The organism is Plantibacter sp. CFBP 8798, assembly GCF_014841195.1.
Taxonomy (GTDB): Bacteria; Actinomycetota; Actinomycetes; order Actinomycetales; family Microbacteriaceae; genus Plantibacter; species Plantibacter auratus.
In genome coordinates this window covers 303,691-316,694 of the sequence record NZ_JACYTS010000002.1, presented here as the reverse complement: position 1 = coordinate 316,694, position 13,004 = coordinate 303,691, and the positions used below count along the sequence as shown (strand labels likewise).

Genomic DNA, 13,004 nt, shown 5'->3' with positions numbered 1-13,004 from the left:
ACGTCCTCATCGCCCACCCCCTGCAGGATCGCCGGCCGCGACCGCTTCGATGGCCTCCGCTGCTCGTCGGGCGGCACCCGCAACCTGCCAACGAGACCAGTCGGGCCGGAGCTCCGAGGCCCGGTCGAGGATGCCCTTCCAGTCTGTGGCGTCTGGCCAGGACGACCGCACGACCGCCAGCTCGTTCGCCTCGAGTGCACGTGCGGTGGACACCTGCTCGTCGAAGGGGCGTTCCTGCGGGACCACGACCGCCGTGACGCCAGCCGCAGCGAGATCGGCGATCGCGTTCTGACCGGCCCATGACACCACCACCTCCGCCCGGCAGAGCGCGTCCCACGGGTCGTCGGTCCAGACGGACCCGGCACCGGCGCCGAGCGAGGTCCAGTCGCGACCGCTGGCGTGGGCGGCCTCCTCCACGGCTTCCTGCGACACCGAGGAGCCGCCGGCCCCGGCGAGGAGGAGCACTCCGCTGCGCCCGGCTTCGACGGCAGTCCGCTCGCGACCCTCGAAGCGACTGATACCGCCGGTGTACACCACCTTGTCCCGTACGGGATGGAGGTGCTCCAGCTGCAGCACACCGTGAGGCCATGGGGCGATGATCGTTGACGCCGCGCGGAAGGCGAGCGCGTGCGGTTCGTCGTCGCGGTGGCCCGGCTGTGCCACGACGACGGTGGGGACGCCGAGCAGGCGTGCGAGGAGCACCACCTCGACGGAGACGTCCACCACCATCGCGTCCATCTGCTGCTGCGCGAGGGCGGCGGCGATGGTCGCAAGACGAGCACGGTGACCGGCGTGACCGAGCGGCGCCCAGTGCAGCAGCCCCTCCGCGGTCGGATCGCAGTCGTCCGGGGGAGACGCACCTTCCGGCACGTCGTCATCCCGGTCGAGCACCACCCAGGAACAGTTCGAGGGGAGTCCCATCGGCGCCGGGAACGAGCTGAAGCAGACGATGTCGGCGTCGAGGTGGGGTGCGACGGCGAGCAGACGCGTCACGTGCCCCCGTCCGTGGTGATGCACGTACCAACCGATGCGGGGCCTCACGAGCTGAACTCGTCGACGCGACCGGAACCGAACACGGGCGAGTCGCCGACGAGCGCGGCGAAGTGGTCCTCGAGCCGGCCCACCCTGGCGTCGAGCGAGAACCGCGCGAGGGCGGATGCCCGGATCGAGGCGCGGAACCCCCGGTCGAGCTCCGACTGCCGGATCAACCCGTCCACGCGGTCCGCCATGGCCGCCAGGTCTCCTGGTGCGACGACCTGCATACCGACGCTCGCCTGGGCGATCTCGGGCACGCCGCCGACGGCGAAGCTGACCACTGGGGTCCCGGTCATCAGCGCCTCCGGTGCGACGAGACCGAACGGCTCGGCCCATGCCGGCGTCGAGACCGCTGCCGCGCTCCGCCCCACGAGCGTGGCGAGTCGCGTCGGGTCGAGCGGCCCGACATGTCGGACGTCACGCCCCAGCAGCGGCGACAGCACGCGCTCGGCGTACACCGGATCGCCCACGCGACCGGCGATGACGAGCCGTCGCCCCAGTCGACGGGCGACGTCGACCGCGAGGTGCGGAGCCTTCTCCGCGACGACCCGTCCGAACCACACGAGGTCGTCACCGCCTCGGCCTGCCCGCCAGGCATCCGGATCGATGCCGTTCAGGAGCACCTCGGACTCGACACCGGCCGTCGCCCAGGTGCGCTTCGTGAACTCGCTCACCGCCAGGAACCGGCTGCCGTCGGAACCGGCCCGGTTCGCGGCAGCGGCGACGGCCTCGTCGACCGGCGTGTGCAGGGTGGTGATCATGGGGATGCCCAGCTCAGGTGCCAGTTCCACCGGGAGCGCGTCCAGGCAGTGGTTGGACACGACGTCGTATCGCCCTGGCCGAGCGGCGATCGCCTCGAGCGCGCGGCGCAATGCCGGGACGGATCGGGTCAGGTGACCGGGGGGATACCGCTCGTCGTCGGGGGAGGACCAGCGCGGCCACCGCAACTCCGGCAGTTCGAAGACGCTGCCGCGCTCGACGAAGTCGGACCCCCGGACGCCGATGAACGTCACCTCGTGACCTCGTGCGCGCAGTGCGTTGACCTCCGACCACACGGCGGATTCGAGCCCGCCGGCATGCGGGCGACGGATGGGGAAGCGCAGCGGGGCGATGACGACGACGCGCAGTCGTGGACCGGCCGTCACGAGGCGCGCTCGGCGACGACGCGGCGGTACAGCTCGGCGTGTGCTGCTGCGCTGACGGCGTCGTCGACGTCGCGCCGGGAGCGGCGCGCGGCGACGGCCGCGATCCGGTCGGAGGAGCCGGCACGAGTCGTGCCGTCCGCATCGAGCAGCGCGCCGATGAGATGCTCGAGTGATGCTCCGTCCCCGAGGTCGTAAGCGGAGACGGTGTCGTCGGGATGCTGATCGAGGTACGCCCCGACTCCGGACGGGACGGCGACGGACACGCCGAGATCCCAGCAGAGTTCGAGCCAACCCGAGTGCGTGCCGTGCCGGTAGGGGAGGAGACAGACGTCCAGGCGGCTGAGTGCGATGGCGAGTCCGAGGTCGTCGAGACGCTCGTGCTCGATGAGCAGCGCGGCTTCCGAGCTGCTGACAAGCCGTCGGACGGCCTCGCGTGCCTCCGGATCGCGGACCGCATGGTGCATCCGGACCTCTGCGACGACGTCCGCTCCACGGCGGCGGAGGCGTTCGACCGCGTCGATGAGGGTGGTGACGGCACCGACCGCGTCGACATTGGGGCGCAGGTCCTTCAGGTGGACGCCGACCCGCGTCTCCGCCGACGGCAATACGAGCGGAACCGTGACGTCATCCGACAGGAGCGACGGGTGCGGGATCACGACGGCGTCGCGGCCCCAACGTTCCCGGATGCCGGCGGCGGCGCCAGGGGTCAGGGTGATCAGGGCGTCTGCTCCACGGACGAGCTCGTCGAGCTGCCGGTCATAAGTGGCCTGGTTGTCGAGCTGCGGGTGTTCAAGATCGTGCACCGTGTACACGACCGACCAGCCGACCTGGTGCGCTGCCTCGATGCACGCGGTCACGTGTCCGGGTGGGAACGACTCCGTCCCGAAGTGGATGTGCAGCACGTCGGCATCGACGGCGTGGTCGTGGATCCAGTCCGGATCGAGGGCGGCGGGCGGCCACCAGACGCCCGATGGCGCTCCGTCGACCGGTGGATCGCTCAGCACGTCGATGTCGGGCGAGGCGGTGATGCGGCCGACGTAGGGGTGCGCGGCCGGGATCGAGACGACGCGGATCGGACGAGATGCCGGGTCGGCAGCTCGATCGGTGGCGTGCGACATCACGGTCGACTGCATGGCGGGATCCCCTGTACGGATGCGGGCGCGAGACGCGCGGACGGGTCGGCACGATACGGGCGCCGTCCTCCGAACATAGGTCCGATGACGAGAGTGCCCGCGACCCTTGACGCGGGCCCCCCACTGCACCACGATGACGCAGGTGATCGCAGCCCCACCCCGTCTCCTCATGGTCGGCCCACAGCACCACGGCGTCGTCCAGTACGCGATCGACGTCGCCGACGCTGTCGTCCACGCAGACCCTCGCGCGGAACGGATGTACGCTTCGACCCCGGCCGACGCCGTGCTTCTGCTCGACGGCGTGGACCGTGCCCACGTCCACGTCACCGACCGTCTCTTCGGCCGTTCACCCGAAGAGGCGGCGGACGCCGTCGAGCGTCTCGCGGACGCCACCGAGTTGACGGTCACCCTCCACGACGTCCCGCAGACCTCCGACGGCAGGATGCTGGACCGCCGCATCGCCGCGTACGCCCGGTTCATCGCCGCCGCCCATGCGACAGCCGTCAACAGCCGGCACGAACAGGCGCTGGCTGAAGAGTTCCTCGGTGTCAGTGCTGCGACCGTTCCGCACGCCATCCCGCTCGGCTCCCGAATCGGTACGGCGGCGGTCTCGGCCGACGATGCATCGCTGCCGGGACCGCGCCCACTCACCGTCCTCATCGCCGGGTTCATCTACCCGGGCAAGGGGCATTCGTCGGCGATCCAGGCGGCTTCGCGTGCGGCGGAGGTTCTCCGTGCCACCGGTCACCAGGTCGCCGACGTCGTCGTCCGTGCCATCGGCGCCCCCTCGGCCGGGCACGAGGACGACGTACTCGACCTCGAGGCGGAAGCACGCGCCGCCGAAGTCTCGTTCGAGGTGACCGGATATCTCGACGATGCGGCGTTCACCGCGCAGATCTCGCGCCCCGGCATCCCCCTGGCCGCGCACGGCCATGTCTCCGCGTCACGCTCGATGCTCGACTGGGTCGAGGCAGGCCGCCGACCGCTCGTCGTCGACTCGCGCTATGCAGCGGAGATGGACCAACTGCGCCCGGAGACGATGGTCCGCTACGACCCGTCGACGCTTCACGCCGAGTTGGCCGCGGCCTGGCTGGATCCCTCCCGGACGCGCCTGCCCGCCGGTCGTAGCCTCCGCCCGGCGCTGCCGGACACCGCGAGCGCGTACCTCGACTGGTGGGGCGCGACGGCCGGTACCGGTCGGCACCGGCCGCCGACGCTTTAGCACGCTCGCAGGAGCGACGCACCACCCTGGCCTCCGGTCGCTCGACCTGGGATCGTGGAACGATGACGCACAACGCACGGGACGGGTCGACGACGGACAGCTGGCGGTCTCGCGGCACGAGCGAGCCGGTGTCCGAGCGGAGCATCGAACAGGTCGACGCCTGGTGGCGCGCCGCGAACTACCTGTCCGTCGGGCAGATCTACCTGCTCGACAACCCGCTCCTCCACCGCCCGCTCGAAGCCGCTCATGTGAAGCGCCGGCTCCTCGGCCACTGGGGGACCGCTCCGGGATTGAATCTGACGTACGCGCATCTCAACCGCGTGATCGCGGAGCGCCACCAGTCGGCGATGTTCATCGCCGGGCCCGGGCACGGCGGGCCGGCGATCCTGGCGAGCGCCTACCTGGACGGCACCTACAGCGAGATCTACCCGGACGTCGCCGAGACCGAGGCCGGGTTGACCCGGTTCTTCCGTCAGTTCAGCTTCCCCGGCGGGGTACCGAGTCATGCGGCGCCCGAGACACCCGGCAGCATCCATGAGGGTGGCGAACTGGGGTACGTCCTGAGCCACGCGTACGGCGCGGCCTTCGACAACCCAGATCTCCTCGTCGCGGCGGTCGTCGGCGACGGTGAAGCGGAGACCGGACCGCTCGCGACCAGCTGGCACTCCAACAAGTTCATCGACCCGGTCCAGGACGGCGTCGTCCTGCCCATCCTGCACCTGAACGGCTACAAGATCGCGAATCCGACGGTCCTGACGCGCATCCCACGCTCCGAACTCGAGAGTCTCCTGCGCGGATACGGACACGAACCGTTCTTCGTCGAGGGCGGGTTCGACGGCGAGGATCCGATGGAGGTCCACCGCAGGTTCGCCGAGGTCCTCGACGTCGTGCTCGACCGCATCGCGGCCATCAAGTCCCGGGCCGCCGCCGGAGACACCGGACGGCCGGTGTGGCCCATGATCGTGCTGCGCACACCGAAGGGCTGGACCTGCCCGGAGGTGATCGACGGCGTCCGGGTCGAGGGGACGTTCCACGCGCATCAGGTCCCGCTCGCCGACGCTCGGGACACCGAGGAGCACACGCGGATCCTGGAGTCCTGGATGCGGAGCTACCGGCCTGAGGAGCTCTTCGACGAACATGGTGCGGTGGTTCCGCTCGTGCGGGAACTCGCTCCGCTCGGGGAGGCCCGGATGAGCGCGACCCCGCACGCCAACGGAGGTCTGCTGCGCACGGAACTCGACCTCCCCGCGATCGACGACGCCGCCGTCGTGCTGGACGCCCCGGGTGGTCGCGACGCCGGGGCGACGGGTGTCCTGGGGTCGTGGCTCACGGAGGTGATCCGGCGTAACCCGACCACCTTCCGGATCTTCGCTCCTGACGAACTCGCCAGTAACCGACTCCAGGCGGTCTTCGAAGTGACCGAACGGCAGTGGAACGCCGAGACCGTCCCGGGCGACGAGCATCTCGCCCGCGCCGGCAGGGTCATGGAGATGCTCAGCGAGCACCAGTGCCAGGGCTGGTTGGAGGGCTACCTGCTCACCGGTCGGCACGGCCTGTTCACCTGCTACGAGGCCTTCATCCACATCGTCGACTCCATGTTCAACCAGCACGCGAAGTGGCTGAACGGTTCACGTGAGTTGCCGTGGCGGCGCCCGGTGGCGAGCCTCAACTACCTCCTCACGAGCCACGTCTGGCGTCAGGACCACAACGGCTTCAGCCACCAGGACCCCGGGTTCATCGACCACGTCGTCAACAAGAAGCCCGATGTCATCCGGGTGTATCTGCCGTTCGATGCGAACACCCTCCTGGCCGTCTCGGAGCACTGTTTGCAGAGCACGGACGAGATCAACGTCATCGTCGCGGGCAAGGACCAGGAACCCGTGTGGCTCGGCATCGACGACGCTCGCGCGCACTGCGCCCGCGGGCTCGGCATCCTGCCCTTCGCCGGTTCAGAGCGTGCGGGGGAGCGCCCGGACCTCGTCATGGCCTGTGCCGGGGATGTCCCCACGCTCGAGACGCTGGCCGCCGTGAGTATCCTGCGCGAACGTATCCCGGAGCTGTCCGTCCGGGTCGTGAACGTGGTCGACCTCATGCGACTCATGAGCGAGGATCAGCATCCGCACGGCCTCTCCGACGCCGAGTACGACAGCGTGTTCACGACGGACCGTCCAGTCGTCTTCGCCTACCACGGGTACCCGTGGCTCATCCATCGGCTGACGTACAAGCGCCACGGGCACGATCAGCTGCACGTCCGTGGGTACCTCGAGAACGGGACCACCACGACGCCGTTCGACATGGTGATGCTCAACGAGATCGACCGGTTCTCGCTCGTGTGCGACGCGATCGACCGGACGCCGGGGCTCGGCGAGCGGTTCGCGGGTCTCCGTCAGGAGATGCAGGACGCCCGGCTCCGAGCCCGAGCGCACACCAGGGAGTTCGGCGAGGATGCACCCGAGATCACCGGCTGGCGCTGGCCCGCTGTCGGTTAGGACCGCCCCGTGACGGGTCGCCCGAGCTCTCGGAGGAGCGTCGGGAACTCGTCCGCGAACTCGCGGGCGAGGGCTCCGAGGGGGCCGATCCGGTCGGCGAGCCGATCGCCGGAGGCGGCGTGCAGCACGGTACCCCAGCAGCTCGCCGCGAGCGGGGAGAGTCCGCGTGCCGCGAGCCCGGCGATCGCACCGGCCAGGACGTCACCGCTCCCAGCCGTCCCGAGGGCAGGACTCCCGCCGGGCGCGATGAAGTCCCGCTCACCGTCGGAGACCCTGCCCTGACAGGTGACGACGGCTCCGAACCGTCGCGCCAGCTCGAGCGCCGCCGTGTCCGGGTCGGCCTCGTCCACGTCGAGGAGGATCGCGGCCTCGGCCACGTTCGGCGTGAATACAAGGCGGCCCTCCAGCCCCTTCGAGAAGTCGGGGGCGTGTGACAGGGCACCGAGCGCGAAGGCGTCGAGGACCACGACGGTGTCGGCGCCAAGGAGCGGGCGCACACCGTCGAGGAGTGCCACGGCTTCGTCCGCGTCGTCGAGGCCAGGACCGAGCAGCAGACAGTCGACGTCCAGGACGTCCTCGAGGGGGCCGGCCCCGTCACCCCGGACGGCTCCGCCGCTGGTCTCCGCCAACCCGATCACGCCTGCCTCCGGGAAGGCGATCGCGAGTGGGGACGCTGCCGACGCACCGACCGCGAGCGTGATCCGACCCGCGCCGACCCTGAGAACGGCGAGGCCCGCCAAGGCGACCGCCCCGGGCGTCATCCGCGCGCCGCCGACGACGAGCACCGACCCACGATCGTCCTTCGACGATCCGGGATCGGGGAGTGGCCAGTCGGCGAGGACCTCGGGCGTGAGCGTGGTGGGGTCAGCTTCGGACATCGTTCGCCCCCGAGTGCTCGGTGACCGGAACCTGCGCCTGCTGCAGGTGCGCAGTCGCATTCGCCGCCCGCGCCTTCCACGCGCGTCCGTCGTGGACGAGGTGGGTGAAGGACGCGTTCGGCGTCGGACGGAGAGCGGCCTCCTCCAGGACGCGACGCTCGTCCCACCCCTCGCAGATGTAGCGGAAGAGCGAGATGACGGCGTCGTGACAGACCACCAGGGCCCGCGTGCGGTCGGTGTGCCGGTCCAGGTCGCCGATGAACGAGCGGAGGCGGAGGGCCACGTCCGTCCAGGCCTCACCTCCTGGCGGTCGATAGTAGAACTTGCCGAGGAACCGTCGTCGAGCGGCCTCTTCCGGGAACTCGGCGTCGACGCCGATCGAGGTGAAGGTGTCGAGGATACCGAGTTCGCGATCACGCAGCCGCTCGTCGACGACAGGACGAAGCTCATCGGCGTCGAGCGCTGCGGCCCGAAGGGCGACCACGGCCGTCTCGTGCGCTCGCCGATAGGGCGAGCTGAACACGATGTCCGGCCGGTCGGCGGGTGTGAGGGCCGCGAGACGTCTCCCCACCGCAGCCGCCTGCTCGAGCCCGAGTGCTGAGAGCGGGACGTCGGCGTCACGGCTCGGAACGGCGATGCGGTGGGATTCCGAGCGATCGGCTTCGAGTGCGGCGACGTTCCCGGCGCTCTCACCGTGGCGGACGAGGATCAGTTCCGTGATGGCCATGGATCCACGGTAGCCAGCACGATTCGGCGGCCGCAGACCTTGACGATTCGACGATGATCCTCCATGGAGCGACGCCGGCGGCCGTCCACGCGACGGTGATGCACCGTTCGATGATTGCGACAAACCGACGATGCCCCGGTCGCGACGGCGTCCTATCGTTCGACCATGTCGTCACCCTCCGCAGTTCCATCGTCGCAACCGTCAGCATGGGCTCCCATGGCGATCACCGCCTTCAGGGTGCTGTGGTTCGCCCAGCTCGGGAGCAACATCGGCACCTGGATGCAGACCGTGGGGGCCCAGTGGGTCCTGGTCGAGGCCGCCGCCGGTGCGGCGGTCATCGCGCTCGTGCAGACCGCGAGCCTCGCGCCCGCCATCCTGGTCGCCCTGCCGGCAGGGGTCCTCGCCGACTCGCTCGACCGGCGACGGCTGCTCATCTGGGGGTCGTCGGCGAGTGCAGTCCTCGCGGCCGGACTCACCGTCGTGGCGTGGATCGGCGCGCTGTCGCCGTGGACGATCCTGGCCTTCACCTTCCTGCTCGGCATCACCTCCACCCTGACCTCACCCGCATGGCAGGCGATCCAGCCGGAGCTCGTGCCGCGCAACCTGATCGCGGCTTCGTCGGCGCTCGGTGGCGTCACCGTGAACGGAGCCCGCGCGGTCGGTCCCGCCCTGGCCGGCGTCGTCCTGTCTGCCTTCGGAGCCCCCGTCGTGTTCGGTGTCAACGCGCTGAGCTTCGTCGGGGCCGTGATCGCCCTCATCTGGTGGAAGCGGCCGGCGCAGACCGGTCTCGACGACCGCGAGCCGTTCGGGGCGGCGTTGCGAGCGGGGGTCCGGTAAGTCGTGTCCGCGCACCTCGTCCACCGGATCCTGCTGCGTTCCGCGCTCTTCGCCCTGCCGGCCAGCGCGCTCTGGGCGCTGCTGCCCCTCACCGCGAAGCGACTCCAACTCGACTCGAGCGGCTACGGCGTCCTGCTCGGCGCGCTCGGCGTCGGCGCGGTGCTGGGCATCTTCGCCCTGCCGCTCGCTCGCCGTCGGTTCTCAGACAACCTCGTCATCGCGGTGAGCGCGGTCCTCTTCGCGACGGGGTCGCTCGCAGCGGCCGTCCTGCCCGTCGTCCCGACGGTGGTGCTCCTGGTCCTCGCGGGGCTGGCCTGGATCGGCACGCTGACCGTGCTGAACGCCGCCCTGCAGCTCACCCTGCCGCAGTGGGTGCGATCGCGTGGCGCGTCGATCTACATCCTCGTCTTCATGGGGGCGATGGCCATCGGCTCGACCGGCTGGGGCCTGGTGGCGCAGTGGCTCGGGACGTCGCTCGCCTACAGCGCTTCGGCCATCCTGCTCCTGCTGGTGGCGGCCAGTGTGCGGGTGCTGCCCCTGCTCCCCGGAACAGGGACCGTCGACCGCAGCATCTCGATGTCCTGGCCCACACCCACGCTCGTGTTCGAGCCACAGCCGACCGACGGGCCGGTCCTCGTGCAGATCTCCTACACGGTCCGTCCCGACTCGCTCGCGGCGTTCCAGAAGGCCATGGGCCATGTCGAGTCCTCTCGTCGCCGGACCGGTGCCTCGAGATGGGCCCTGTACCGGAGCGGCGAGGAGTCCGACGTGGAGTTGGAGACCTTCATGGTGCCGTCGTGGGGCGAGTTCCGACGACAGGAGACGCAGCGTCTGACCGGCCGCGACCGCGACATCCGCGCTGCAGCGCTGGCCCACGCCGACGGTGCACCCGTCGAACGACACTTCTTCCCGAGTGATGCCCGCCGGACCGGTTCTGCCAGGGCGGAACGTCCTGATCTCGCGGAGTGAGTCGCAGCCGTGGAGGTGGAACAACCCGGGCGATGGTGAATGATGTGGGCGATACCGGACTCGAACCGATGACCTCTTCCGTGTGAAGGAAGCGCGCTACCAACTGCGCCAATCGCCCGCAGGTCGTCGGCACCGGAGAGGTGCCGAACAGCCGCGAGTCACGATACTAGCCGATGCCGGGGGACGAACGCACATCCGCACCGCGGTCGACCCAGTAAGAGCGCCGGTTTGAACATCGGTCCCGGTTTCGGCTAGAGTCGTTCGAGCACGCAGTGATGCGGGCAATGCGGATGTGGCGCAGTGGTAGCGCATCACCTTGCCAAGGTGAGGGTCGCGAGTTCGAATCTCGTCATCCGCTCGAGTGTCAGTGGTGTTGTTCCGGCAGGAATCCTACTCGGCAGTGTGTTCGGTCACACATGGTGGCGTGGCCGAGAGGCTAGGCAGCGGCCTGCAAAGCCGTCCACACGGGTTCGAATCCCGTCGCCACCTCACCTCAGCAACACAGTTCCACCAGCAACATCCCGGCGTCGTGTTCACACACGCCACCCGGGCGATTGGCGCAGCGGTAGCGCGCTTCCCTGACACGGAAGAGGTCACTGGTTCGATCCCAGTATCGCCCACCACAGAAAGCCCCCGGACCCCCGGGGGCTTTCGTCGTTCGAGCACATGCAGGCAACGCAGGGGGACCATGCTTCAGCGAGTCATGGCGGAGACCACCGGGCCGCAGCGGCGCTCGTCGCCATCGCGCGACGGACGTGTGGCATGAGCCGCATCGGCGATTGGTGGCGGTCGAGCAACGCGAAACCGCGACGGCATCCCACGGACCCGGGCCACGCCGCCGTCCCGTACCCGGCGCTCAGCCGGTCGGACCGGGTGGCGTTCGCCCAGTGCGAGCAGTACCTCCTCCGTGAGATCGTCGAGGCCAGAGCGTGGGGACGACAGGTCGCCAGCCGCGGTGACACGCCCGACACCAACGGTTGGCTCGTCATGCCCGGTCGGACGCACTCCTCCCTGATGGACGACTCGAGGGGCATGGGGGCGATGCCGGCGGTGATGGACTCCGTTGTCCAGTGGCTCGCGGACGCCGGGGCGATCCGCCCACTCTCGGAACACACGCGGCGGGCCATCGCGGCATCGAACGCCGAGGAACGGCTCCGCGATCACCCGGAGTACCACCCTGACGGCGACGGCCGGCGCACCTGGGACGACGATGTCTGGGAGGTGGAGCCGATTCGGATGCTCCAGATCTACCCGCACCTCGCCGATGCGAACGACGACTGGAGCCAGCAGGCGCGCCGGTGAGTGGCTCCACCCACTGCCCAGCCACGTACCGTCCCCCGCCTGGCCGACGCGCCGAGGAAGACGGAATTTCGGCCCGATTTTCCGCGGAACATCAAGGGTTGGGCCGACTCGCCCGCGCCGAGGTGTCAACGAGTGCCCTCAACATCGGCTAGAGTTTCCAAGCACCCGGAAACGGGATGCAATGCGGATGTGGCGCAGTGGTAGCGCATCACCTTGCCAAGGTGAGGGTCGCGAGTTCGAATCTCGTCATCCGCTCGAGTGTCAGTGAGAACGTGCAAGCGTTCCGCTCGACAGTGTGTTTCATCACACGTGGTGGCGTGGCCGAGAGGCTAGGCAGCGGCCTGCAAAGCCGTCCACACGGGTTCGAATCCCGTCGCCACCTCGCTGGCAACACCACTCACCTGGGCGATTGGCGCAGCGGTAGCGCGCTTCCCTGACACGGAAGAGGTCACTGGTTCGATCCCAGTATCGCCCACAGGAACACGAAGGGCCCGAGCGAACAGCTCGGGCCCTTCGTCGTTGCACAGACCACCTCTTGCGCAGACCACCCGTCGCACGCCCGGACGTCCGTTCAAACGGCGAGGACCGCCCGCTCTCGGCGACGCAGGACCTCCGCGACGCCCCACACGATGAGGCCTTGGCCCGCGGCGTACGTCGCCATGATGATCTCGTCTGCCGCCCAGATCGTCACTGCAGGCACGAAGCGGTCGAGCCCGATCAATGAGTCGGAGACGAGGAACAGCGCACCGCCCACGGCGATCGTCGGCGTCGTCATCGTGGAAGTCGCCGCCATGGCCCCGATCACGACGGCATAGACGACGACCGCCGGATACAGCGCCCCCATATCCTGCTGACTGAGGAGCGCGATGCCGGCGACGAGCCACACCAGGTACACGAGCGCCCAGACCGGCGGACGGTTCCTGATGCGCAGATGCCGCACGAAGAGCACGACATAGCCGGCCTGAGCGAGCATGAAGAACAGGATCCCCACGCCGAACGCGAGTTCGCCCGGGACCATGAGGGCGACGTCGCCCAGCCAGCTGCAGAGGATCGCGACGAGCGCCGTGACCGCAGCGGCCGACAGTCGTCGAACCGACCACACGAGCGCCAGCGCGAGGACCAGCATGATGAACGGCTTGGTGAGGAGCGACAGCCACTCCTGACCGGAGGCGAGGGCGATGATGTGCACGAGCGCGACCACGGGCAGCGCGGCGAACAGCGCCGTCGCAGCCCTGCTCCTCTGCACAGCCGTCATCAGCGCCACCCC

Annotated in this window: 9 protein-coding genes, 7 tRNA genes and 1 pseudogene; 10 read left to right on the top strand and 7 right to left on the bottom strand. The window is 69.6% G+C overall.

The window, feature by feature from the left end; all coding sequences use genetic code 11:
* Window positions 1–6: 6 nt before the first annotated feature.
* The 3 genes from IFU30_RS08595 to IFU30_RS08585 are packed head-to-tail and all read right to left on the bottom strand — an operon-like array spanning window position 7 to window position 3,313.
* Window positions 7–993 (bottom strand): glycosyltransferase, encoded by a 987-nt coding sequence (locus IFU30_RS08595; protein WP_342450830.1) that lies wholly within the window; start codon window positions 991–993, stop codon window positions 7–9.
* A gap of 44 nt (window positions 994–1,037) precedes the next feature.
* A complete protein-coding gene (locus tag IFU30_RS08590) occupies window positions 1,038–2,180 on the bottom strand; it encodes a glycosyltransferase (protein ID WP_192004924.1) in 1,143 nt (380 codons plus the stop codon).
* Window positions 2,177–3,313, bottom strand: a complete 1,137-nt coding sequence (locus tag IFU30_RS08585) for a glycosyltransferase (protein ID WP_192004923.1) — start codon at window positions 3,311–3,313, stop codon at window positions 2,177–2,179. The genes IFU30_RS08590 and IFU30_RS08585 overlap by 4 nt, the downstream gene beginning before the upstream one ends.
* 142 nt (window positions 3,314–3,455) lie before the next feature.
* Here IFU30_RS08585 and IFU30_RS08580 point away from each other — a divergent pair, with 142 nt between their 5' ends.
* A complete protein-coding gene (locus IFU30_RS08580; protein ID WP_192004922.1) occupies window positions 3,456–4,535 on the top strand; it encodes a hypothetical protein in 1,080 nt (359 codons plus the stop codon).
* A 62-nt stretch (window positions 4,536–4,597) separates the two neighbouring features.
* Window positions 4,598–7,024: a phosphoketolase family protein gene (locus IFU30_RS08575; protein ID WP_192004921.1), complete on the top strand. Its 2,427-nt coding sequence runs from the start codon at window positions 4,598–4,600 to the stop codon at window positions 7,022–7,024.
* Here IFU30_RS08575 and IFU30_RS08570 read toward each other — a convergent pair.
* Both IFU30_RS08570 and IFU30_RS08565 read right to left on the bottom strand, forming a co-directional pair.
* Window positions 7,021–7,902 carry an ADP-dependent NAD(P)H-hydrate dehydratase gene (locus tag IFU30_RS08570; protein ID WP_192004920.1) on the bottom strand — a complete coding sequence of 294 codons (882 nt, stop codon included), beginning with the start codon at window positions 7,900–7,902 and terminating at the stop codon, window positions 7,021–7,023. The two genes, IFU30_RS08575 and IFU30_RS08570, sit on opposite strands and share 4 nt — an antisense overlap.
* Window positions 7,889–8,629: a histidine phosphatase family protein gene (locus IFU30_RS08565; RefSeq protein ID WP_124769327.1), complete on the bottom strand. Its 741-nt coding sequence runs from the start codon at window positions 8,627–8,629 to the stop codon at window positions 7,889–7,891. The genes IFU30_RS08570 and IFU30_RS08565 overlap by 14 nt, the downstream gene beginning before the upstream one ends.
* A gap of 165 nt (window positions 8,630–8,794) precedes the next feature.
* Here IFU30_RS08565 and IFU30_RS08560 point away from each other — a divergent pair.
* Window positions 8,795–10,435, top strand: a pseudogene (locus tag IFU30_RS08560) (MFS transporter).
* 45 nt (window positions 10,436–10,480) lie between these two features.
* On the opposite strand, the gene IFU30_RS08555 reads toward IFU30_RS08560, so the two are convergent.
* Window positions 10,481–10,553: transfer RNA gene (locus IFU30_RS08555), tRNA-Val, on the bottom strand.
* Between the two features lie 168 nt (window positions 10,554–10,721).
* On the opposite strand from IFU30_RS08555, the gene IFU30_RS08550 reads away from it, so the two are divergent.
* From IFU30_RS08550 to IFU30_RS08520, 7 genes are all read left to right on the top strand, one after another.
* Window positions 10,722–10,793 (top strand) — tRNA-Gly (locus IFU30_RS08550).
* A 60-nt stretch (window positions 10,794–10,853) separates the two neighbouring features.
* Window positions 10,854–10,924, top strand: a tRNA-Cys gene (locus tag IFU30_RS08545).
* A gap of 59 nt (window positions 10,925–10,983) precedes the next feature.
* Window positions 10,984–11,058 (top strand) — tRNA-Val (locus IFU30_RS08540).
* Window positions 11,059–11,197: 139 nt separating this feature from the next.
* Window positions 11,198–11,737: a hypothetical protein gene (locus IFU30_RS08535; RefSeq protein ID WP_192004919.1), complete on the top strand. Its 540-nt coding sequence runs from the start codon at window positions 11,198–11,200 to the stop codon at window positions 11,735–11,737.
* Between the two features lie 183 nt (window positions 11,738–11,920).
* Window positions 11,921–11,992 (top strand) — tRNA-Gly (locus IFU30_RS08530).
* Between the two features lie 56 nt (window positions 11,993–12,048).
* Window positions 12,049–12,119, top strand: a tRNA-Cys gene (locus IFU30_RS08525).
* Between the two features lie 21 nt (window positions 12,120–12,140).
* Window positions 12,141–12,212, top strand: a tRNA-Val gene (locus IFU30_RS08520).
* Window positions 12,213–12,308: 96 nt separating this feature from the next.
* Here IFU30_RS08520 and IFU30_RS08515 read toward each other — a convergent pair.
* A complete protein-coding gene (locus IFU30_RS08515) occupies window positions 12,309–12,992 on the bottom strand; it encodes a lysoplasmalogenase (RefSeq protein WP_192004918.1) in 684 nt (227 codons plus the stop codon).
* Window positions 12,993–13,004 lie beyond the last annotated feature (12 nt).